General features: G+C 63.2%; 20 protein-coding genes. 4 read left to right on the forward strand and 16 right to left on the reverse strand.

All coding sequences use genetic code 11. The features are described from left to right. Position 1: 1 nt before the first annotated feature. The 9 genes from CV103_RS00845 to CV103_RS00885 form a co-directional block, all read right to left on the reverse strand. A complete protein-coding gene (locus CV103_RS00845; protein ID WP_107393637.1) occupies positions 2 to 841 on the reverse strand; it encodes a phosphoadenosine phosphosulfate reductase family protein in 840 nt (279 codons plus the stop codon). After that, positions 838 to 4,146, reverse strand: a complete 3,309-nt coding sequence (locus tag CV103_RS00850) for an ATP-binding protein (RefSeq protein WP_107393638.1) — start codon at positions 4,144 to 4,146, stop codon at positions 838 to 840. Before CV103_RS00850 ends, CV103_RS00845 begins: the two co-directional genes overlap by 4 nt. Then, on the reverse strand, positions 4,143 to 5,066 hold the full coding sequence (locus tag CV103_RS00855) for a DUF4007 family protein (RefSeq protein ID WP_107393639.1): 924 nt from the start codon (positions 5,064 to 5,066) through the stop codon (positions 4,143 to 4,145). The genes CV103_RS00850 and CV103_RS00855 overlap by 4 nt, the downstream gene beginning before the upstream one ends. A gap of 9 nt (positions 5,067 to 5,075) precedes the next feature. After that, positions 5,076 to 6,248, reverse strand: coding sequence for a cysteine desulfurase family protein (locus tag CV103_RS00860; protein WP_107393640.1), 1,173 nt, complete (start codon positions 6,246 to 6,248; stop codon positions 5,076 to 5,078). A 376-nt stretch (positions 6,249 to 6,624) separates the two neighbouring features. Further along, positions 6,625 to 9,720 carry a beta strand repeat-containing protein gene (locus tag CV103_RS00865; protein ID WP_107393641.1) on the reverse strand — a complete coding sequence of 1,032 codons (3,096 nt, stop codon included), beginning with the start codon at positions 9,718 to 9,720 and terminating at the stop codon, positions 6,625 to 6,627. Between the two features lie 87 nt (positions 9,721 to 9,807). Then, a complete protein-coding gene (locus CV103_RS00870; RefSeq protein ID WP_107393642.1) occupies positions 9,808 to 11,139 on the reverse strand; it encodes a CsgG/HfaB family protein in 1,332 nt (443 codons plus the stop codon). Continuing rightward, positions 11,139 to 11,678 (reverse strand): hypothetical protein, encoded by a 540-nt coding sequence (locus CV103_RS00875; RefSeq protein ID WP_245896591.1) that lies wholly within the window; start codon positions 11,676 to 11,678, stop codon positions 11,139 to 11,141. Before CV103_RS00875 ends, CV103_RS00870 begins: the two co-directional genes overlap by 1 nt. 244 nt (positions 11,679 to 11,922) lie before the next feature. Then, a complete protein-coding gene (locus CV103_RS23025; RefSeq protein ID WP_342749141.1) occupies positions 11,923 to 12,417 on the reverse strand; it encodes a thermonuclease family protein in 495 nt (164 codons plus the stop codon). Beyond that, the gene (locus tag CV103_RS00885) at positions 12,417 to 12,914 is read right to left on the reverse strand and encodes a GIY-YIG nuclease family protein (protein ID WP_211314317.1); all 498 of its coding nucleotides are present in this window, start codon (positions 12,912 to 12,914) and stop codon (positions 12,417 to 12,419) included. Before CV103_RS00885 ends, CV103_RS23025 begins: the two co-directional genes overlap by 1 nt. Positions 12,915 to 13,168: 254 nt before the next feature. On the opposite strand from CV103_RS00885, the gene CV103_RS00890 reads away from it, so the two are divergent. Further along, complete coding sequence (locus tag CV103_RS00890) at positions 13,169 to 13,984, forward strand: pseudouridine synthase (protein WP_107393644.1); 816 nt, start codon at positions 13,169 to 13,171, stop codon at positions 13,982 to 13,984. Positions 13,985 to 14,013: 29 nt separating this feature from the next. Here CV103_RS00890 and CV103_RS00895 read toward each other — a convergent pair whose 3' ends face one another. From CV103_RS00895 to CV103_RS00915, 5 genes are all read right to left on the reverse strand, one after another. Further along, positions 14,014 to 14,328, reverse strand: coding sequence for a type II toxin-antitoxin system RelE/ParE family toxin (locus tag CV103_RS00895; RefSeq protein ID WP_107393645.1), 315 nt, complete (start codon positions 14,326 to 14,328; stop codon positions 14,014 to 14,016). Positions 14,329 to 14,332: 4 nt separating this feature from the next. After that, positions 14,333 to 14,578, reverse strand: coding sequence for a ribbon-helix-helix domain-containing protein (locus CV103_RS00900; RefSeq protein ID WP_211314318.1), 246 nt, complete (start codon positions 14,576 to 14,578; stop codon positions 14,333 to 14,335). A 187-nt stretch (positions 14,579 to 14,765) separates the two neighbouring features. Beyond that, a complete protein-coding gene (locus tag CV103_RS00905) occupies positions 14,766 to 15,509 on the reverse strand; it encodes an SDR family oxidoreductase (protein WP_107393647.1) in 744 nt (247 codons plus the stop codon). After that, positions 15,506 to 15,898 (reverse strand): GFA family protein, encoded by a 393-nt coding sequence (locus CV103_RS00910; RefSeq protein WP_107393648.1) that lies wholly within the window; start codon positions 15,896 to 15,898, stop codon positions 15,506 to 15,508. Before CV103_RS00910 ends, CV103_RS00905 begins: the two co-directional genes overlap by 4 nt. Then, positions 15,895 to 17,229 (reverse strand): aminotransferase-like domain-containing protein, encoded by a 1,335-nt coding sequence (locus CV103_RS00915; protein WP_170112517.1) that lies wholly within the window; start codon positions 17,227 to 17,229, stop codon positions 15,895 to 15,897. The genes CV103_RS00910 and CV103_RS00915 overlap by 4 nt, the downstream gene beginning before the upstream one ends. 149 nt (positions 17,230 to 17,378) lie before the next feature. Here CV103_RS00915 and CV103_RS00920 point away from each other — a divergent pair, with 149 nt between their 5' ends. The 3 genes from CV103_RS00920 to CV103_RS00930 are packed head-to-tail and all read left to right on the forward strand — an operon-like array spanning position 17,379 to position 19,058. Further along, positions 17,379 to 17,987: a LysE family translocator gene (locus tag CV103_RS00920; protein WP_107393650.1), complete on the forward strand. Its 609-nt coding sequence runs from the start codon at positions 17,379 to 17,381 to the stop codon at positions 17,985 to 17,987. Between the two features lie 52 nt (positions 17,988 to 18,039). After that, positions 18,040 to 18,540, forward strand: a complete 501-nt coding sequence (locus tag CV103_RS00925) for a cupin domain-containing protein (protein ID WP_245896592.1) — start codon at positions 18,040 to 18,042, stop codon at positions 18,538 to 18,540. Further along, positions 18,537 to 19,058: a hypothetical protein gene (locus tag CV103_RS00930; protein WP_107393652.1), complete on the forward strand. Its 522-nt coding sequence runs from the start codon at positions 18,537 to 18,539 to the stop codon at positions 19,056 to 19,058. Before CV103_RS00925 ends, CV103_RS00930 begins: the two co-directional genes overlap by 4 nt. A 367-nt stretch (positions 19,059 to 19,425) precedes the next feature. Here the strand turns inward: CV103_RS00930 and CV103_RS00935 are convergent, their stop codons facing one another. Both CV103_RS00935 and htpG read right to left on the reverse strand, forming a co-directional pair. Next, positions 19,426 to 20,487: a S1C family serine protease gene (locus CV103_RS00935; protein ID WP_107393656.1), complete on the reverse strand. Its 1,062-nt coding sequence runs from the start codon at positions 20,485 to 20,487 to the stop codon at positions 19,426 to 19,428. Between the two features lie 92 nt (positions 20,488 to 20,579). Next, entirely contained in the window at positions 20,580 to 22,472 is a 1,893-nt protein-coding gene (gene htpG / locus CV103_RS00940; protein WP_107393653.1) for a molecular chaperone HtpG, read from the reverse strand. Positions 22,473 to 22,750 lie beyond the last annotated feature (278 nt).

The following is a 22,750-nucleotide window of genomic DNA, read 5'->3' on the forward strand; positions in this document are numbered from 1 at the left end:
TCTATTTGTGACAGATCACGCAGCTACTTGATGCTTCGTCAATTCCGTAAACGTCATCGATCGTTTCGCCGGAATTAGCAGAGAGGGGATTAACGCGACGGTTGCGACGAAGCCGTTCCCGGCGCTTTTCATAATCTGCTTTGATCTGCGCGACGCGATCCGGCGCAATCAGTTCGGTCAGGCTTTCGCCCTGGCTCCAGGTAAAGGGCGAGCCGTCACGCAGGGCGGTTTTCTCATAGTCCACTGCTTCGGCAAAGCGATCGGGATGGTGCTCGGCGAGGCGGACCCATTCGATCTTCTGCTGAAAGAAGCAGAAGGTGCAGCCTGAGCGTGAGCGCCACTGATAATAATCGGGCTCCCCGACGTCGGACTGGTCCAGGATTTCCAGCACACCCGCACGATCGATGCCCGCCTCCCTGAGGGGAAGGTGCACACGCATGTTTGCGTGGGTAGCCTGATAGCCCTCCCGGCTTGGTTCGTCGGCGCGGATGGCGACATAAGAATGGACGGTTGTACCGGCGTCGAGATCAGCCTTGAGCCAGTGTTCGAGAGGCCGCAGTTTGAGCTGCCGCGTGCACCAGCGAGTGCGCGGGGACGGCAGGAAATTGCCATATTCGTCAAGCCAGAAATCGAAATCGCGATCCGGATTGAGGCGCTGGATCGGTCGACCCAGGAATCCTTCCAGCCGGTCGAGGAAGCTATAGACCTCGGGAAGTTCCTTCCCGGTGTCCGTAAAGAAGTATTCGAGCGGGAGCGTGGGGTGATGCTGGCGCATGTAGACAGCGAGCGCTGCGCTATCCCGTCCACCGGACAGTCCCAATATATGCCGCTCGTTTCTCATACCGCTTCCGCCACTTCATCGGTTTCCGCCGCCAGCATAGCCACCGCGCGGGCCAACGCAGCGAGACGCAGGCGCCCGCTCTTGTCGTCTGCCCTCAGCGTCTCGACGAGGCGATCAGCCATTCCTGCGGCTGCCGCCTTTTCACGATCATTCAGGACGAAACTGCGCATCAATGGAGGTGTCTTGGGGTCCAGGCCGACCACAAGCGCTAACGCTTCGGTATGGGAACGGCGGTTGCGCACAACCGCGAGCGCCTCAAGCTCACGGAAGCGCCGTCCGTAGCGTGCGATTTCCGTCAACGCTTCTTCACGGTCGCGGTCGGACCAATTACGAGCCGGACGATGCAGCAGCACGCTCACCAGGCTCTCGATATCGCCGGTTCCCATTTCGAGTGCCGCCGCCCGGTCGGCGAAGGCATCGAAATTATAATCATTTGTAAGGCCTTTAATGAGGCCGGCCCGTTCCGCGATGCCCCCGAAATCCTGCGGATCCACGCCGAGCGCGCGACCGAGCGCAAGTCGCAACTCCTGGAGCAGAGCAGGATAGCAAGCTTCGGTCGCCAGGATTGCGTCATAGATAACCTGCGGTGACAATCGGTCGCCGAGGGCGGTAGGAAGATCGTCGAACAAGAGCTGCTCGGGATCATCCGCCTTCGTTACCACGCTGCGGATCGTACGAACCTCTTCGTCGAGTTGGGACGTTCGTTTGGCATAATTGGGCAGCGCTTCGAAGCGCTGGAACAGTGCGGCCGCGACAGGAAGCGAAGCGTTGTTCTGGTCGACGTCAAGCAACTGGGCCAGGCCGCTAAGGAACGCCATCTCGCGAACTGATCTATCGATTTTCCTAAGGCGGAAGCTCGCCGGCTTTTGCAGCAGCTTGTCGACGACGACATCATCGATCGCGGTCTGGTAAACGCCGTCGATGTAGACAGCGACGGTTGCCCGGTTGGCGAGCATGTAAGCGATAGCGAGCGCCGGCATGACCCCTTTCTTTATGCCGAAAGGCGGTGCCGCCCATCGATCATAGACCGCATCGAGTGGTTCGTCGCCGGCGGCATCGATGACTTCCCAGGCCGGCCGCAGTGATCGACCCGCCGCATGATCGTCCGGTTCGACGAAATCATAGCGCCCCGGCTCGATCTCGCGGTGCAGGCCAAATGGCTTCAGTACCGTCAGATAAAGGCCAAGCTCCGCAGGATATTGGGTCATTCCCAGCCGCTCGTGCTGGTAACCCTTGACCATGGCATGAGCGAGATCACGCAATGCTGCCATAGCGCTAGACGACGGCTTGTCGCGCTGGAGCAATTCGCTCTTGAGAATCGGCGCCTTCGCATATCCGGCGTCGGCAAGCGTGCTTGCGACGACGGATAGCGCTCCGCTGTGCGCTCGCCCCGGATTAGGGGAGAGATACCATTTGGCGCCTTCCAGCGCGCTTTCCAGCTCCCGATGCAATTCGTCGATACACCGCGACTGGCGAGCCGCGATTTCGCGGCGCGCGATCCGGTCGCCTTCAAGCTGCGGATGTTCTCGGAATACCCGTTCAACCGCCATCAGCTCGGCCGCTGCCGTACGCAGGGCGTAACTCTCGCTTGCGGCGCCGATCGCAACGACCCGACCTTGCTCCTTCAGGCGCTTCGCAGCGCCCTTCGCTACAGCCTCAACGGCCTGACGATCAAGGGCGCCGTCACCCAAGGTGAGGAGCAACAACCCGCTCCCGCGCAACGGCCGGGAGATGATCCGCGTCGCGAGGCTTTCGGCGGTATCATCATTGGTAAGGACCTGCAGCGCGATTTCGAAAGTGCGAAGCGCGCCTGTCACGAAGTAGTGGCGCTTAGCAGTTGCGAAGCCAAACCCTACCCGACTGGGGATACCCTCGAGTTGCACATTGTCGACCGGCACGACAGCGCGGCCGATCGCTTCTTCCAGATCGAAGTCGCTTCCCGCGAACAGCGCGTAGCCGCCAAGGCGCGGCTGCCGGATAAGGATCGCCCAGTCGAGCAGATCCTTGATTGCGGCGCGGATCACCTTGGCGGACAGGTTCGGCAACGCAGCGAGGAGGAAATCGTCGGACAGGGCGAGCCCCGAACCGTTGCGAAAAAACTCGATGACCGCCGCTGATTTCGTCAGCGCCGCGTGGACCGCGCCGCCCTTGGCGCTCGCACGTTCGATCGCTTCATAGGCCAGGCTGAACCGACCGCCCTCGCTTCCACCGGCGAGCGCCATGCCGAAATTCGCGGCGAGATAATCCCACAGGAGCGCTGGATCGTAAGTTGCGCCGGCATCGCTCGCGCTTTCCAGAAAAGCCTGGAATCCGGCAGGCTCGGCGGAGCTCAAGAAGCCGAAGACGCTGCGCTCGTTCTGGGCAAAGCGTGCACGCGACACTGGTCCCAAGAGGAGCGCCGTCACCGGATTGAGAGGCCATGTGTCGGCTAGCGCCGAAGCCAAGGCACCGACCTCGGTCGGCCTGCGCCGCGCCACCGCCTCGGCAACGCTAAGCGCGGTCTCTTTCGCGCTGTCGGGGCATTCAGCAGTTATCGCGCGGCCGAGTAACGCGACCGTTTCGTCCGCACCGGACAAAAATGCAATGTCCTGGAAGCGCCCTTGGACCTTCGCCCATTCCTGGCGCGCATCGCGCGCCGCTCTCGCGGCATATTGATCGAATGCCTGGTGTAGAATGCCGATCACGACCAGCCGCCCGTTGCTCCGGGTCGCGAGTTCAGCAAGATCCTGAAGCAGATGAATGTCGCCGCCCTCGAGCGCTTCATGCTCGAGAAGCTTGCCGAGCTCGTCCAGGATCAACAGGGTGCCGCTCGAGGCCTTGGCCCCGCCGGCCACCAGAGCGGCGATGAGCTTGTCGTCACTCCCCGCATATTCAGAGGCCTGTGACGCGCTCCAGCCCAGGGCGACAGTAGCGGCGTCGACGATCGCATCGCGAAGTCGAGCCCTGCTGCCCGTCACCGCGACTACGTTCCAACGCCCCTTTGGCTCAGGAAATGCAGCTTCGAAGAGCTTTGCCAGCGCATCGCCCGCAATCTCTCTGGCGATTCTGCGATTGGCTTTGGAGCCGGCAACAAGATTGGCGAGGAGGAGCGCCGCGCTCGACTTTCCGCCGCCATAAGGCCCGGTCCAGGTATATGCGCCTTGCCGACTGTCCGACTGGCTCATCGCCAGCGTCTTCAACGCCTTGGCGACACTGGCCTGCAGGACATAGCCGACAAGCGGTGGCGTGCCATTCAGATCGGCGTCGAGCCGCGCGGATCGCGCGAAGCGCCGATCGATTGAGACCGTGTCGGAGAGCGCGGTCATGCTGCCGCCTTCAGACCATTGTATCGACCATAAGCCAGGTGGAGGGTGGTCATGGCATCGAAATCATCGGTTCGCTGCACCTGCCTCAGCCCAGCCGTGTCGACCCACTGCCAGGCACCGTTGGTCAGATCATCTAGGCGCATCAGCCGCGTGACGACGCTGTCTTCGTCAAGCTTGAAGACGCGTCCAGGCGAGCCGGGGGAATAGCAGATCTGCTCGGCGGTCAGTGTCGTCGCGCCGCCGCTTCGCTCCCAGAAATCACCGAGGGCAAAAGCAAACACGGCGTCATGCAGAGTCGGCTTGGGACCGCGGACAAATTCGTACCAGCCGCCAAGTCGAGCCTCTCTGATGATTGCCAACTCGGCGAGCAGCGGCTCGGCTGCGTCTTCGTTGAGCGTATCACCACGGCGCACATAACTGCGCAAGAATACTTCGATATCACGCTTGAGCGTGCCCCGCGTGGCGCGCCAGCCATTTTCCTGAACGAGGGAAAACAGCTCCTCGAGGAGCATCGCTGGGTCGAACTCGATAGCACTCAGATGGTTGAAGGCATAATAAGCAGTGGTGGTCATATCCGGGGTGCCAGCCACCTGCCAGTGTGCGAGCCAGACTGTGGCGGCCTGCTCCAGAAAGGGATCGAGCCCGTCATCCGCGAGAATGGCGCGGCCGAGCGCCGTCGCCGCGATTATTCGATCCTGCTCTGAAAAGAAGCGCGTCGCCAGGGCCCAATATCGTATGGAGGCAGCCATGTTGCGCCCAACCCCGAACCGTGCAATGGCATCTTGTTCCTGGAATGTTCTTGCGTCGGCGCCATCACCTACGGCATCGAACGCCTTCTTCAGCCACAGGAGCCGCAGCGGAAAGGTCTCGTGACCTGCGAACTGCCCTCTCGAATCAAATTTTACTGAACCCCGCCTCATGGGCAAAGGCTACTGGCGAACCTCTCCAGCTGCAAGGCGTGATCGATCCGCAGCGACAACAATCCGCTCAGCCGCTGTCTCAATCTCATCGAGATTTTGATAGCGGTGGCAGAAAATTCGAATGATCTGGCGAGCGTCCTCTTCGGAAAATCCAATCGCTTCAAGTACATGTGATTGTTTGATCTGGCCTGAAGTACAAGCCGAGCCGGTTGAGAGCGACACCTCTCGCGCCACAAGGGCGCAAAGACGGTCGGCATCAACGCCGATGAGTTGCAGAGCTATGCTTCCTGGCAAAGTCTCGGCCTCCCCGCCGAGGCGTCGGTAGCGGAGCTGCCGCGCAGCAAGGCTGTCGACAAACGCGTCGACAAGCGCTCGGCCATGGTCCTGATCTACCGTGAGGTGCTCTCGCGCCACGGAGGCGGCAGCTCCGAAACCTGCGATCAGGGCGACGGGTTCGGTGCCCGGCCGTATCGCGGCCTGCTGCCCGCCGCCATAGACGAGCGGCAGGGGCTTGGGTGCGTGCGCCGCCGCGTAGAGCGCGCCAATACCCATCGGACCGTAGCATTTGTGGGCAGAAAAGCTGAGATAGTCGACGTCGAGTTCGAGGACTTCGACCGGGATCTTGCCAACCGCTTGCGCGGCGTCGCTGTGCATCAGAGCGCCGACGGCGTGCACGAGCTCCGCCGCCTCGGCGACAGGTTGAATTACGCCGGTTTCATTGTTCGCCAGCATAACGGATGCGAGTAGCAAGTCGTCTCCAACGAGCGCTGCGAACTGGCCGAGATCGAGCCGGCCATCTCCATCGACTGGGGCGATGCTGACCTGGAAGCCCTGGTGCTCAAGCATGCGTGCGGGTTCGAGCACAGCTTTATGCTCGATGGCGGAAACGATGATACGGTTCCGACCAGGCCTTGACCGCGAACTGCTCTGTGCGACGCCGGCGAGTGCAAGATTGTTTGCTTCCGTTGCGCCTGACGTAAAAATGATCTCGGAAGGTGCCGCGCCGATGAGATTGGCGACCTGAGCGCGGCCATCGGCTATGATGTGAGCCGCGCGTTCACCTGAGGCATTTGGCGAACCCGCATTACCGGGCTGTTCCCAAACCTCGAGCATTGCCTCGCGGGCCTCTGGCGCGAGTGGCAAGGTAGCGAAGCCGTCGAGATAAATCGGCGCGGGCGACATTACGCAAACCCTCGAATACACCGGCGTCCAGTGCTGGGCCTCAAGGGAAATGCATGACTCATGCTCTGTGATGTAGCCGGACCGCGCAGAGATCAGAAGTCAATTTGCAGGGCGGCAGATGGCGACGCGACAGCGAATTCATCCATCGGCGACAGGCCAGACACTAGGACGAGGCCCTGAATACGCTTCCAGCCTCAACCCTCCTGGCTGAAGAGATTAGGCCAAGTTCGCAACGGTCACTCACATCTCTATGGCGCGCTGCATTCAACACGCGCCCGATGATGTCCGGCTGAAAGGCCGCCACGCTGGGGGATGCGTGACGGCCTTTCCCGCCATCAGTGGTCAACCGGGGGCTGCGGCCGACCGCCGCGGCGGATCAGCGCAGGGATGCGATCGAGGTGACCGCGCTGTTCCCAACGGCCGATGCGGTGACGCTGTTGCCGGTAATGCCGAGCCTGCTCGCCGTGAGGTGGCCAGGAACAGCCGCGAAGGTCGCGCCGCTTACCTCAGCGCTGATGGGACCATTGTTGACCTGGACCGTGCCGGCCGCCGCGGTTGGCAACTGACCGAGCGCGGACAATGTGACGATATTCGTCGCATTGTTTCCGATAGCCGACGCCGAAACCGCATTGCCGTTCAACGCCAGCGCGCTGCCTTCGGCACCGAAGCCGTTGAGAACGACGCCGTGAACCGCATACTGGCTACGAGCAACGACTTCGCCGGTATTGAGCTGGCTGCTGGCAAGCCCCGCCATCGCCGAAACCTCGCCCCATCCCGTCAATTCGGCGCTGGCGGGCGTAAAGTCGGAAACTGGAAGTCCCGACGCCTCCAGATCGTTCAGCACGCTGTTGCCGCGTGCAAGTGCGGTGGTCGTATTGCGCTCGACGACCATCTGCGCATCGGACGTCCCTGAAGCGCCATAACCAACCCGTGTGATGGCATTGGCAAGAACGCCGGCATGATTCTCCTGGGTGTTGGCCATCCCCGCACTTGCATAGCCGGCCGAAGCAGCCAGCATCGTCAGCTCATTGATCGCCTGGTTGGCCACGGCCTCGGCCCCGGTATCATTTCCGGCGATGGCGTAACGCGATCCTGTGAGGGCGGCGTCAAAACCTCCATTGAGGCCATGGGTCGCAGCTGTCACGGTGACGCTGCCATCGGCCATCTGATTGTTGGCGAGCACATGGTCGCCAACGGCAAGGCCAGGCCAGCCCGGATCGGTGAACAGTTCAGCATCGGCGCCGCTCAGTTCGCCAATCTGAACAGCCTCGATTTTCGCCTGATTGACGGCGTCATTCATGTGGGCCAGCGCCACATTGCTGTTGTCCCTGATGGCAACCGACCCGTCGATGACTTCGCCGGTGGCCGCGATCCGCATATCCGACGTTGCCTCAAGGTCTGCGCCGGCGATCTGGGCGGAGGAGAGCGCGGAGCCCGGTGCATAGCCGCCCCAATCATCAAGTGCTGTCGCCTCGATCGAAAGACTGTTCGACGCCAGGTTCGCAAGCGCGGTCGCCACCTGAGCGTTGCCTTCGATCGCAACCGAGGAATCGATGATGCTGCCCCCGCGAGCCTCGAAGCTACCAACGATGTCGGAGGAGATGAGCGGGCGATAGCCGCTGGTCTCGCTACCTTCCTCGCCGTTGCCTCCTGCGAACCCAAGGCCTTGGAAGTTCGCCAGCGCATAATCGGCGGCGGCGAGGAAGCCGGCATATTCCTGACCGGCGACCGCATCGTAATGGCCGCTCGCATTGCTGATTTCGTTGCCGCTGACAGCCAGAGTGTTGGAAACGTCATTGGCGATAGCGCTGGCCCGAACATCGTTCCCGGCCACCTGCAGGCTTGAGTCTATGACATCACCATGCGCCATAATGCGCGCGCCAGCCCGGTCATAATCGTCACCGGCGCTGGCCTGGACGTCACCATAGCCTACCTGCGCCGAATTGAGGTCGGCGGCCGTGGCGACGATGTTGCCATCGAGCGCCAGCCCGTTGGCGGCGCGGTTACCGGTCGCCGCCGCCGTCGCGGAATTGTTCTGCGCGGTGATGCTCGCGTCGACCAGGCCGCCAGTGGTCTTGATCTGCGTAACACTGCCGGCAGCTGACGCATTCACCGGCATCTCGAACCGCTGTCCATTCTGGACGCTGAACGGCGCGGACACGCTCAACGTGCCGAACTCATCATATTGGGCAGTGCCGACAATCCTCGGCCCTTCGCCCTCTTCACCATTGGAGCCTTCAGGCGCGCGAATGGCGGTAGCCTGGACCGCCAGCTGGTTGCCGTCCGCGCGATTGCCGATCGCGACTGCCTGGACGCTGTTGTCCTCGGCGGCAATCTTCGCCCCGATGGCGTCACCGAGGATGAGCATACTCGTGCCCCCATCCGCATCCGCTAACGTCGCCCCTTCAGCGCTCTGGCTATTGGTCACATTGGCGATAGCCCCGCCATTATAGCCGACATCGATGCTGTCAGCCGTGAGCCGGGCCTTGTTGTCCGCATCGTTGCCATAGGCAGCGGCGGCCAGTGTGTTCGCCTCGACCCTTAGCGCCGCCTCGACAACGGATCCGAGCGTGGTCGTTTGAAACCCGCCTTGGGTATCGGCGACCACGTCGCTGGATGTCTGCTGCGCCGAGAGGACCGAATAGGCGGCGTTCACTTCTGCCTCGCCGTAAGGCTGCACCATCGATGGCGGCCCATTGGAGCCGAAAGACTCGATGCCGAGGACATCGGCTGAAAGCGCGTTGGCGGCGTGATTGCCGGTAGAGACGGCTCGCTGAAGATTTCCTTCCGAGCGTACATCGCTGCCGACCACCTCCCGCGTGAGGATGTGGGCGATGCCGCTCATTTCGGCGGATACGTCGGACCCATAGCCGGTCGATTGCGCGACCGCGATGCCGGCTCCCCCGCTACCATCCCCGCCGGAGAGATTGAGAGCATTTGCGCCATCATTGCCGGTCGCCAGCGCTTCTTGGCGGTTGGACGTGATCTCGAGCTGGCTTGCGACAACATCGCGAGCGAGCATGCTGACGCTGCTGAAAGCCGTGTCGGCTGTGACGGGGGCGTATTCGGTCACCTGCCGGGCGGCGATCACCGTCGGCGCATATGCCGTAACGTCATTCCCGGTGGCCGCGAGATGCGTGCTGTCGGTCGCGGGCATCAGGTCGAGCGCATCCGGTTCGAGCGCATTGCTTTGCCGGTTTGCGGTGGCGGAGGCGCGCACCTCATTGCCGGACAGGCTGGCGCTGCTTTCGGTCGGCAGCACGATCGTCTTGATGATGGGATCGGATGCCGCGGCATCGACGGGCGCATCCGTGACGATCTGGTTGTTGGCGATCACCTGATCACCGGTAGCATCGATTTCCGGGGCATAGGGCCCCACGGCCAGCGCCGGGGTGGCAATGGATACGGACAGTGCGGCAATGGCGCTGCCAAGGAAGAGTCGGCGCCGCGCGGCGCGGGAGATGGAAGGCATGGAATGATCCTTTTGAAGTTGGGTTGAGCCAGAAAAAAGGAAGGAAATGCTGTTGTGTGGGCGCCTCCTTTCGTTGCGGGATCAGGGTCAGCGACTGATCCGGACCACGGCAAGCCGCTGAAGACCGGGCGTTGCCGGTATGATCGCGGGATCACCTTTGCCGGGGCGCCAGACGGTCTCGATCGCCCTTCGCGCCACGCCTCGCTGTGCCAGCGCGGTCATCAGCGCCTCGATCCGGCGGCCGGTCAGCGCATCGCGCGCGCCGGGGTCGAGATTTTCGGAATCGCGGGCGACGAGCGTCACCATGATCGGCCCGTAAGCCGCGCCAGCCGCGATCCGTTCGAGCAGCGCTGATGCCGATCCGGTGAGATCGGCGGATCCGACCTCGAAGGCGAGCTGGATTGAGGCACCGGCCTGTGTATCGGCCCCTGCCTTGGGACCATTGAAGGCGGGCTGCCCGCGCGACGCGGACAATGATGCGGGCGCGAGAGGTGCTTTATCCGAGGCCGCGGCGGGCGCGGGCTCCCAGGAGACCTGCTTCATGCATGTCGACGGATCGACACGGGCGACGGTACTCACCAGCCGCAGCGTGGCTTCCTCGAGCGCGGTGCGGATGCCGAGCTGGAGCGGCTCCTGGCCCTTGGCCCCGACATTGATGTCGAACAGGTCGGAACCGAAGAAGCGGAAGACGCCGAAGCCGGTTTCATAGCCGGTGAACTGCTTGGCCAGGCTGATGGTCCGCACCACCAGAAGCGAGCGGGTATCGACGATGCGCAGGTCGATCGCGACGCTCTGGGTATAGGTGCGGACCTTGGGGCCGACATTGCCGACCGCCACTTCCGCTCCGCCGGAGCGGATGTCGTAATTGAGCTCGGTGACCCCTCCGACGATGAAATAATCGGAAGCTGTGATACTGCCCCCGAAATAGGGCAGCCAGGGTACGTTCCGTGGGCCTTCGGGACCAGGGATATCGTGAGCGGATCCATCGCCGAGCTGACGGCGATCGGTATAGCCCAGTTCCCGCTCCGCGATTGTGGGATCGAAGCGCTCCGCAAGGCGGACCGCGCTGCCGAGCTTGCCGAGGGCGGAGGACACCATGAGCGCGCCGCCCTGGGTGATGGCGTTGCCCTCATTGATCGAATATTTGCCGGTATAGTCGCGCACGTCACCAACGGCGATGACGAAGGGCTTGCGACCACCCGCCCGGATCTGGCTTGCGAGACAGGCGAGCGGTGCATCCATGGGCGTGCGATTGTCGCGCACCGCCGGTCCCTGAAGCACCGGCGCTTCGCCAGGCGCCAGCCGCTGTTGCTGCATCGCGACGCAGCCCGGCAGCGCCAGCACCGCGAGAGACGCACCAGCGAGCCTCCTCCAGTTGCTCTTGCCGGCCAGCTGCCGGCCGATTGCCCCGGCGCGCATCAGTTGAGCGCTCCGAACAGGCAGGCGGTGGAATCCGCCACGCCGGCATATTGATTGCCGCTATTGGTCTGCGTCGAATTGAGCGCCTGGGTCGCGCTCCCGGACACATGGGCGATGGTGGCCCCACGCGCGCTTGCGGACACATGCCCGCTATTGGCCTGATCCGTGCTCGCGGCCGCGCCTGAACCGTCCGCGACGTCGGTGTTGCTGACATTCCCATTGGCGGAAGAAGAGGTGCCGGTCAGCGACGGGGAATTGGCGAGCGCGGTCTGGCTGTCGTTATTGCCGGTCGCGGTCGAGGTGATCGCGCAATTATACTGCCGCTCGATCGTCGAGTTATAGACGGGGGCCTCGTAATAGCCCGAACGGCGTTTCTCGATGAGGTCGGCGATTGCAGCGAGGTTGACGCGGTCGGCGGTCGTGCGGAACTGCCAGGCAAGGCTTTCGCCATAATTGTTTGCCTGAACCGCGGGCGCGTGCGCGATGCCGCACAGCAACGCGAAAGCCGCTGTGCCGGTACGCCAGAACCGATATGCCATATGAGATGTCCCCTATGCCTCGGCGCCGCGCCGGGGCTTCGGGGGACATCAAGAAAGCCATAAAGTCAGAGGTCGCAACAAGGTTCTGTCGTCGTATGACGCTGGCGAAGAAAGACAGGGAATGGCGTAGAGACACAGGAGATGCCCTGTACTCCGGAGGTCGGAAAGGCCCGATAGAATCGCGTCTCAGTTGTTCGTCTGTCCGGCAGGGTCGAAGGCAATAGCGGCTCTGTTCACGGAACTCCTAAGGGCATTTGAGATCTCCGTACCGCTTTACGGCCTGACCAGCCTCGACTTGCGCGCAGGAGAGATTGGTCTGCCCGACCCAGCACTGAAGGATCGCGCGGCCATAATGGTCGGTTTCGATTTTCCTGCACCGGACTTCTCCGGATGCAGCAAGCCGCCGGAGGTGATCGCGGCTGGCGAACGGGTCTCCCGGCGTGCATCGGCGCCCCGGACGACAAGCGCCAGGCATTTCCGGTGCGTCGATCCCGTAGAGCCTGCCACGCCCGGTTTCCTGACACCGGATGTTGTCGCCGTCATGGATATAGGGAGCAGTGCAGGCGAATGTGTCGGGATCGTCTGACGCCGACACAGACGCGCCGCTATCCCAGAACCAGACCACACCAAATGCACTGGCGCACATGATGGCGGTAACGGTCCAGAAGCCCCTGTTGCCAATTGTCGTGCTCGCCGATGCCGGGCGGCGCCTTTGCCATTTTCTCCGATTGCCGCGCATCAGACGTGGTCCCCGTCAGCGGGTTCGCAGATATGGGACGTCATGCGCTCACCGGTTGCCCGCAGGAGGTGTGAGACGCAGGTCCGGCAATCGCTGCTGCCAAATCCGGGTATCGGATGGCGTGCGCCTGACCGTCCGCTGAGGCGCGTGACGATCTCACATTCGCTGCCCCCTTCGATAGCGAAGGCATGGATGGAGGCGGCGACAGTGGTGAGCCGATCGACATGCCAGTGCAATGACTTCTCCCGCCGGAAATGGCGCCGCACTCTGGCGTCGATCCCTCCGGGGCCATGTGCGCTCCCCGCATAAAGATAATGGCCCGCGGAAAGCTGGTGAACGATGCCGCCAAGGGGCAAAACCACCGGCTCGCGCAGCGCGATGACGAGAACGTATGCGCCTTTCCCAAACACGGTGCTGCCGCCTGCCGCCATGTCGACAGGCTTGGAGCCTGGCAGCGCCGCCTGAACGGCGGCCAGCAATGGCATTTCAATCGTCATGGCACCCATATGACGGCCAGGCCTATACAAGTCATTGCCCGGTCCTGAATTGACGCATCCGAGCGAACGCGCGAAGGACAGGGCATGAGCAAGCAGCGTCTCATTCGGGCACTCCGCGCCGGCAGATTGATCACGGGCATCTGACCCCGGAGGCCATTGGGCGTCCGGGGACATATCGACCCGGCAGCCGCTTGTTTCCTGCCTTATTTCTCTTCTGCCCATGGGACGCGGCACCGCGGGGCGCGAGCCTTGCCATGTCATTTCATCCTTCCGGGAAAGGCGCGGGGCAGCGCCACCCACGGCCGCGCGGACGGTCTGCGGCAATATCCGGGCCGATTGTCAGTCTGCCACGGGCGCTTTCCAAGCTCGGCTTCTGCTCCCGGACCGAGGCGACCGCGCTGATCGAAGCGGGACGCGTATCCGTCGATGGCCGAGCCGCCCGCTCGGTCTCTCTGCGCGTCGATCCCGCACGATCCCGCATCGCCGTGGACGGTGCCGCGATTGCGGCTGAAGCAAAGGTCTATCTGATGCTGAACAAGCCGCGCGGCATTGTCACGACGCGGCGCGATCCCCAGCAGCGCGGGACAGTCTATGACTGTCTGGCGCCGGAACTGCCATTCCTCTCCCCGGTCGGTCGGCTCGATAAGGCAAGCGAGGGATTGCTCCTGCTGACGAATGATACGGGCTGGGCGGAGTATCTGCTGAACCCGGCTTCACGGGTGCCGAAGACCTATCATGTGAAGATTGACCGTGTCGCCGATGATCGCTTCATCGAAGCGCTTGCCCAACCCGTCGAGGATCGCGGCGAACGCCTCAGCGCAGCGGCGGTGCGGATTCTGCGCACAGGCAGCCGGTCGAGCTGGATCGAGATCGTGCTGACCGAGGGGCGTAACCGTCAGGTGCGCCGGATGGTCGCGGCCCAGGGCGCCAACGTTCTTCGTCTCGTGCGTGTCGCAATCGGAACGGTGGTGCTCGGCGATCTGGGCAAGGGCCAGACCCGGTCGCTCAGCGACGCCGAGCAAGCGGGCGTTTGGTCAGCGCCTGCGCGAGATCCAAACAGGCTGGACTGATGTCTCTGCGCCGATCCCGGCGCTGTCTGTCAAAGCGGGATGTCCTCTCGGAAACGGTCGAGCTGGTGCATCCGTTCATGCAGCACCGTCGCGATCCCGATCGCGCCATCGGACAGCAAGCGCCAATAGATGTAATGATGCTCATAGCGGCAGTAGAAGCCATCGACCCCGAACTCGACCGGTACAGAGCGCCAGGGAACCTTTCGTTCGGCAATTTCGCCGAACCGAGTGAACATGCCCCGAATGTAGCGGGCCGCCTGATCGGCGCCCCAGCTGTCCCGCGTATAAACGTATATTTCATCGAGGCGACGGCCCGCCCGATCCAGAACGCGAAATGTGGTCACGCGATCAGTTCCGCGCGTTACGCGCGATAATCGTCTCGGCGTCGAGGGGCTGATAAGCGGATTCAGGCGCGGCGAAAGCGGCGGTCAGTTCGGCTTTCAATCGCTCGAACCCCTCCGCTTCGGCGCGTTCCCTATCGCGGCGGATCAGGTCGCGCACATATTCGCTGACATTCTCGTAAGCACCATCATTGCCGACATTCCGGGCGACGAATTCGCCCAGGGCGCCGCTCACGCGAACATTCAGGGTCATGGATCTGGACATGACGACTCCCTCAAGGTCTTGTCATCAAGATAAGGGATATTGTGGACAAGGCAAGCATCACCAGGCGCGTTGGCACAGTTCGGGGGTGGGCGTTTCGCGCTCGGGGTGACAGCGCCCATAGAAACGATGGCGAAGCGTCACTGATGGCAATTGACCCGATTCCAGCGGATTGAACTCATCGCCCGCCAGCGATGTCCATAATTGTACCGGTCACATAGGACGCATTCGCGCTCAGCAACCAGATGATCGCTTCGGCGACCTCGGATGTCTCGCCGGCGCGGCCGATAGGCGAGCCGGCTCCCATCTCCTGCGCTCGGTCCGGCCTGCCGCCCGACGCGTGAATCTCGGTATTGATGAGACCGGGGCGAACGGCATTGACCCGGACGCCGTCGGCGGCAAGTTCCTTGGCCAGACCAACCGTAAGCGTGTCGAGCGCCGCCTTTGCTCCGGCATAATCGACATATTCAAAGGGCGAACCCAGGCGCGCCGCCATCGACGATACGATCACGATCGCTCCGCCCGGTCCGCCGCGACTGAGAGGGATACGGCGAGCCGCTTCTCGCGCGCAGAGATAGGAACCGAGCACGTTCACATCGAATACACGCCGAAGACGTGCGATATCCATGTCGGCAAGCGTTGACGCCGGCGCGACGATCCCCGCGTTGACGACCGCGGCGCTTACCGGCCCAAACTCGGCGGCCGCCGCATCGAACATGGCGCGTACGTCATCCTCGCGCGTGACGTCGGCGCGCCAGATCAAGGGGCGTCCCCCACGCTTGCGCACCAGACTGGCGGTCTCTTCGGCTGCCGCTTCATCGCTTCGGAAGTTGACGAGGACGGACCATCCACGCTCTGCCGCGAGCAGCGCCGTGGCGCGGCCAATCCCGCGCGACGCGCCAGTGATGACTACACAGGTCATAGGCCTTCCTGATGTTGCGGCGGCCCGTCTGGCAGCACGATCCATGGCTGCTTGCACGAGACCCAGATATGATCCGTCGGCTGAAACCGCTCGGGTTCATCCAGCGTGCCCATGGTCAGCCCGATCGCGTTGATGCTCGAGCGCTCGGAGAACAGGCTCGACCCGCAATGCGGGCAGAAGCCTCTACGCACATCGGGCGATGATGCGAACCAATGGACTGGCCCGGATATCGACAGCGTGTCGGCGGGCACCAGGACACGGGCGTAGAACGGGCCTCCGGTAACCTTCTGGCACGCCCGGCAGTGACAGGCTCTGACATTGATCGGCTCCGCGCCGGTCTCGTAGCGGCAGGCGCCGCAAAAGCAGCCACCCCGGATGGTTTGATTCACAGGACCCCCCTTGTATTGGCGTAGTGATCTGCGTTCAGCACCGCCTTCAAGGCCAGTAGCGCCGTCTCAAGGCTGGACAGCTCCAATGGCTGACCAAGGCAGACGCGAAGGCCAGTGACCGCATGCCCATCGACGAAGGGTGCGTCGGGCGGCGTCAATTCGACATTGGCGAGCAGGGCCCGCTCATAGACCTGCCGCGCGCGCTCAGCGTCCATGGGCAGCCAGATATGCAACGAGCGCCGCGATCCCCCGGGCGCAATGACATCGCCGAGAATCTCGCGCGCCAGACTATTGCGGCGGACCATCTCGCATTGCACCTCGTGCAGGATCCGGGTCGCGAAGCCGGTCTTCAGCCATTCGGCCAGTATCAGACCGCTCGCCGCAGGCGGGCAATAGCCGGTTGCCTGCGCCGCCAGCAGCAATCGCTCGTACAGAGCATCATTATCGGGCGCGAGCAGGAAGCCGAGCCGTAGGCCTGGCGACAACGCCTTCGAAATGCTGGTGACATGGATTACCCGCTCGGGCGCAAGATCGGCCAAAGGCTGCGGCGCTTCATCAGTACCGAACACGCGGTAGATATCGTCCTCAATGATGAGCAGGTCCCGTGTGCGGGCGACCGCGACGATTTCATTTCGCCGCGCGGCGCTCATCGTGATCGTCGTCGGATTGTGAAGCGTGGGAATCAGCATCAAGAGCCGGGCCCCGCTTTCGGCCGCGAGACGATCCAATGCCGCAGGCTGCATTCCTTCCGCGTCGGCCGGCACGCCCCGCAGATGCCAGCCACCATGTTCCGCGATCGTGCGATTTCCGGGATAGGTCGCGACATCGCACAGCACGGTATCGCCCGGCCGCGCAAAGCTGGCGCAGGCGATGGCAAGCGCATTTTGCCCGCCGGTGGTCTGGATCAGCCGGTCCGCGCTCGCCCGGGCAACACCGCCCTGTTCGCGCAGCCAGATGGCGCCCGCCTCGCGCACCGCAGGCAAGCCGGCCGTGAACGTATAGTCGAATGCCGCACCAAGATCCTCCCGCTGGCCAAGCGCCTGGATGGTTTGCGATGCGACCGAGAGAACCGGGGCGATCGGCGGAACATTCATCCCCAGGTTGATCCTGCCACCGTCCGGTCGGTGGGTGGCAGCGACACCGAGCCCTTCGGCTACAAAAGTACCTCTTCCCACATGGCTCGCGACCAGGCCGCGCCGCTCGGCTTCGGCATATGCACGGCTCACGGTGCCGACCGAGAGGGCAAGCCGATAGGCCAGATCGCGCTGGGGAGGCAGGCGTTCGCCAGGTGCGAGAGTGCCCGCGGCAATGTCCGCCTCCAGTCGCGTCACGAGCTGCTCCCACGCCGCTCCAGGCGAGTCCCCCAACTCTGGACGCCAGCCAGATTGAACCATGACAATATCCCGATTGACTCAAATTGAATTGATACACATTCTTTTCGCTCTAGTCCAATCCTTGTTCAATACGAGCGAGAGCGTTCATGCTCCTGGCATTGAGTCTTTTCTGTCTGGTCGCGAGCATCACGCCCGGGCCCAACAACATGATGCTGCTGTCCTCCGGCGCGACCTTCGGCTTTCGTCGCACTATTCCCCATATGATCGGTATCACTGGCGGATGCGTCGTGATGGCGCTGATCGTGGGGTGGGGCTTGGGCGGCGTCGCGCGTGAGCTGCCGCGATTCCATGCCGCCCTTCATATCTCGGCATCGGTCTATCTGTTGTGGCTGGCTTGGCGCATTGCGACCTCAGCGGGCCTTCAGGAGGCCGCGACCAATGCGAAGCCGATCGGCGTTCTCGCTGCCGCAGCTTTCCAGTGGGTCAATCCCAAGGCCTGGGCGATGATCATGGGCGCGATTGTGAGTTTCTCGCGGCCTGAGAGCGCGGCAAACGACGCGTTAATCCTTTCGTTTGTCCTGGTTCTGGTCGGCATGCCCTCGATCATGCTTTGGGCCGCCGGCGGCTCCTTCCTGCGCCGGTTCCTCGATCGTCCCAAAATATTGGGCGCGTTCAACTGGACGATGGCGAGCCTGCTGGTGCTCTCGCTGCTTCCTGGCTGGTGGGAGTTGCTCGCCCCCGGCCGCTCCATCTGAAATTCCGAAAGGAGGTAGCTGAAGCGATATGGCAAACCAATTACCGCCCCTGGTGAGCGCTGACGTGCCGGTCAATGAGCGTCCGTCCAACTATCCTGAGCCGTTTGCCAGCCGCATGGCAGGACGTTTCAAACGAGCTCTGGGCGCGAGGTTCGGGCTCACGGCCTTCGGCGCCAACCTGACCACCCTGATGCCCGGCGCGGTCTCCGCGCTCCATCACCGCCACAGCAGATCGGACGAATTTGTCTATCTGCTCGATGGCGAACTGGTCCTGTGCAGCAGTTCGGGCGAGTGGACCCTGAAACCGGGCATGTGCGCAGGCTTTCCAGCGCAGGGCGCCAGCCACCATCTTGAAAACAGGTCTGCGGCTCCGGCCACTTTCCTCGAGATCGGCAGCCGCACGGCCGGCGATCTCGTAACCTACCCCGCCGACGATCTCGTTGCGCGCGAAAGCGAGGGGCAGTGGCGCTTCGAAACGCGGGACGGCTGTCCATTGTCAAGCGCCGGGACAGGACCGGAGACTTCCCCTCGCTGTGAGGATCGTTCCCGTTGACGCTGCGCGATCTTGCTTACGACAGCACGCAGGTGCAGCGGCGCTTCACACTGGGCGTGGCGCTGGCGGGCATGGTCCTGGCGACGATATGCGCCGGCCTTGCCAATGTGGACTGGGCGAGCTGGCAGTGGGCGATCGTTCTCTTTGTCGCGTTCGATCTGATCGGGGGCGTCGCAGCGATGACGATGCCGCCCGCTATCCGAAAGCTGCGTCCGCCTGACGAGCCGCTGCGCCCGGTTTTGTTCGCGGCATTCCACGTCCACCCCTTCATCATCTGCCTTGCTTTGCCCGAGATCGAGATCGAGACGATGGCGGTCCTCTACGGCCTCGCCGTCGCGGGCGTGGCGGCTCTGAACCTGCTGCCCGTCAGGCAACATCGCAGCGCATTGGCCCTGGCGTGGTGCGTTGGCGCGCTTTCGATCTTGGCATTACTCGACGGAAGCGTCGGTCTCGAGTGGCTTGCGCCTGCCTATATGTTGAAGCTCACAGGCTCTCACAGCGTCCCAGCCGCCGATTAACGCCGTCCCGCACCCCGCGGGCCATGACGGCCGGCACGCCGAAGGCATCATCATGGCCGGCCGGCTTGATGGACAGTTTCGAGCTCGGCCCTCAGTCGAAGAGCTCCTCCAGGAAGGACGCGCTCGACGGTTCCTATCCTCAAGCGGACTGGTACCTGGAAAGAAGCGATGAGCGCTGGTCGAAAGGCACTCCGGTCAACGACACGCAACCATAAGCGAAGGCCCTGCAGCGCCGCACCGTTAGCTTAACCCGGGCGCTTTAGACCGACATTGGCCCTTCCGCCAAGAGGCTCAGCGCGCCCGGTTCACCTTCGCTTCGCTGGCCGAACGCAGCCCCTTCATGCCGCGGCAGGAAAGCTGTCGCGGATCAGTCAGCCGAATCCAGCGCCAGGCTGAGCTTGCGGGTCGTTCCATTACGCTGGACTGTGAGTTCGACCGTCTCGCCGGCCTGAAAATCGTCCAGCCTCGCCAGCAGGTCACCGAAGCGGGATACGGGCTTGCCGTTCAGGGCAGTGATGACGTCGCCGGGGACCACACCGCGCATAGAACGGGTGGCCGGCACCAGCCCGGCGCGCTGCGCCGAGGAACCGGGATTGATCCCGAGGACGAATACGCCGTTGATGCCGGACAGGCGCTTGAGCCGTTCGTTCAGTTCCTCGTCGCTTTCAACACCGAGCACCGGCTGCGCGTAGCGGCCGTTCGCGATGAGCTGCGGCACCACGCGCATGACCGTATCCACCGGCACGGCGAAGCTGATACCGGCCGAGGCGCCGGAGGGGCTGTAGATCGCCGTGTTGATGCCGATCAGCCGTCCGGCGGAGTCGAGCAGCGGACCGCCGGAATTGCCGGGATTGATCGCCGCGTCGGTCTGAATCAGGTGCCGGATGTCCGGACCGTTTTCGCTTGGCAGCGAACGATCCAGCGCCGAGACGATGCCTTTGGTCAGCGTCCAGTCGAGGCCGAAGGGATTGCCGATGGCGAAGATATTCTGCCCGACCTGAAGATTCGCGCTGGTGCCGATCGGCACGCGGCCCGGTGCCTTGAAGCCCACGCCGCCGATCTTGAGGACCGCAAGATCGTGCTGCGGACTGGCGCCGACCAAGGTCGCGTTGAACTGGCGGCCGTCGGCCAGCTGGACCTGCGCTCCCGACGCGCCTTCGATCACATGGTAATTGGTGATGACATGCCCGGCTTCATCCCAGACCAGACCGGAGCCCGATCCCTTCGGCACGCTGTAGACATTGCGCGTCCAGACGTCGGCCACGCGCCGGCTGGTCGAGATGAAGACCACGGAATCGCGGGCGTTGCGGAAGAGGTCGATCGTCGCCTTTTCGTCGGCTGCCAGATCCCCGCGCGGCGTGACGGTGCGTGGCGCCGCGGCCGGAACCGGTTGCAGGAGCAGGAGCGAAGCCACTGCGGCAAGGAGCATGATATTCACCACGACAAGGACAATGAGCCATCTGCGGGCACGAGGCCCTGTGCCGGCAGAGCGAACCATCCCGGTCTGCCGGCGCTCGCCTCTCATGCGCCACCGATCCCGCGCAGCAGAATCCGGCTCAGCCGCGCCGAGAAGGCGCGCGGATCAACCGGCAGTTCGCCATCGGCCACGCGGGCTTCATCGAGCAGAAGATGGGCCGCATCCTCACGCAGGCCTGCCTCCGCTTCGTCCAGCGCGCTCAGCCGGACCACAAGGTCATGCCGCGGATTGATCTCTAGGACCGGCTTGCTGGTCTGGTCGAGCCGGCCGGCCCCGGCCAGCAGCTTTTCGAGCTGACGGTCCATGCCGCTGTCGGGCGCGACGAGGCAGACCGCGCTTTCGGTCAGGCGATCGGAGGCGCGAACGTCCGATACCGCCTCGCCGAGGGTCGTTTTGACGAAGGTGATAAAGGAGGCGACCTCGTCCGACGTTTCGGCCGCCGGCGCTTCGCCCTCGTTCAACGGGATCAGACTAAGGTCGGAAAGGCCCTGCGTGACCGACTTGAACGGCTTGCCCTCGAAGTCGATCCCCGAGCTGGCCCAGAAGCTGTCCACCTGATCGGTCAGCAGCAGCACGTCGATGCCGCGGGCACGGAAGCCTTCAAGTTGCGGCGAGGATGCCAGACGATCGAGATCGGCACCCACCGCATAATAGATTGCCGTCTGATTCTCCTTCAGCCCGGCGACATAGTCTTGCAGGGAACGCCATTCGGTGCCGGAGTTGCTGGTCCTGAAGCGCGCCAGCTTGAGCAGGGTCTCGCGGCGACCATAATCCTCATAAAGCCCTTCCTTCAGGACCGCGCCGAAATGCTCCCAGACCTGACGGAAACGGTCGGGCTCGGTCCGGGCAAGTTTGTTCAGTTCGCTGAGCAGGCGGTTCGTCACGCCCTTTTGGATCGACGCCAGCACAGGGCTTTCCTGGATCATCTCGCGCGAGACGTTGAGCGGCAGATCCTGCGAATCGACCAGCCCGCGGACGAACCGCAGATAACGGGGCAGAATCTGCGCCTCGTCCGTGATGAAGACACGGCGCACATAGAGCTTCATGCGCCCGGCCCGATCGGGATCGAACAGGTCAAACGGGCGCGTTTCGGGCACGAATGCCAGCACATTATATTCGTGGGTGCCTTCGGCGCGATAGTGCACGGTCAGCGCTGGCGTATCGAACTGGCCGGCATTGGTGCGGTAGAAGTCGGTATAGTCCTCTTCGCTGATGTCTGCTCTGGCCCGCGTCCAGAGCGCTGCCCCGTCGGCAATCTGCTGCGGTTCGGCATCGGGCTTTTCGCGAAGGAAGATGGGCACGGGAACATGGCCCGACTGGGCCTTGATCTTGGCCTCGACGCTGAAGCGCTGGCTATAGTCCGCCGCATCCTCCTTGAGGTGCAGGACAACGCGAGTGCCCCGTACGGGCACTTCCGACGCCTCGACGGCGCCAAGCGTGTAGGTTCCCAGGCCATCCGAGGACCAGAGCGCGGCTTCATCGCCGCCTGCACGGCGCGAAGTCACATCGACGCGGTCGGCCACTATGAAGGCCGAATAGAAACCGACGCCAAACTGCCCGATCAACTGGCTGCCCTCGGCCTTCTCGCCAGCGGCGATCTGCTCCATGAAGGCTCTGGTGCCCGACCGTGCGATCGTGCCGAGCGCTTCGGCCATCTCCGCCGCGCTCATGCCAATGCCATTATCCTCGATCGTCAGCCGGCGCTGATCCGGATCGAGCGTGACGGTGATGCGGGGCTGCGGATCGTCGCCGAGCAGGGCCGGGCTGGCAATGGCTTCGTAGCGCAGCTTCTCGCAGGCATCGGCGGCATTGGAAACGAGTTCGCGCAGGAAGACGTCTTTATCGGAATAGACCGAATGCACCATGAGGTGCAGCAGTCTGCTGACATCGGCTTCAAAGGATCGGGTATTGGGCGCGGCATCGGTCGTCGTGGTCATGGATATGGTTCGCTCTCCTGATGGTTCGCTGGCGGATTTGGCTGCCGGAAAAGCGCTTTTCAAGGCGATAGATTGACTCGGTATTACGAGCTGGCTGACCTAATAAGTTGCAACCGGTCGCGCATGGCGCGGCGGGAAACGATCACGAACTCTGGGGGGCATTATGAAAATCACTGTTCTCGTCGGCGCGGCGGTGGCGGCTGTAGCGCGACGATTACGGAGTCCGGTCGGCGTCAATTTTGATGGCCGATAGGTGGCCGCGCCGGTTGGTGAATTCT

Origin of the sequence: Edaphosphingomonas fennica (genome assembly GCF_003034225.1) — a bacterium.
GTDB classification, from domain to species: domain Bacteria; phylum Pseudomonadota; class Alphaproteobacteria; order Sphingomonadales; family Sphingomonadaceae; genus Sphingomonas_E; species Sphingomonas_E fennica.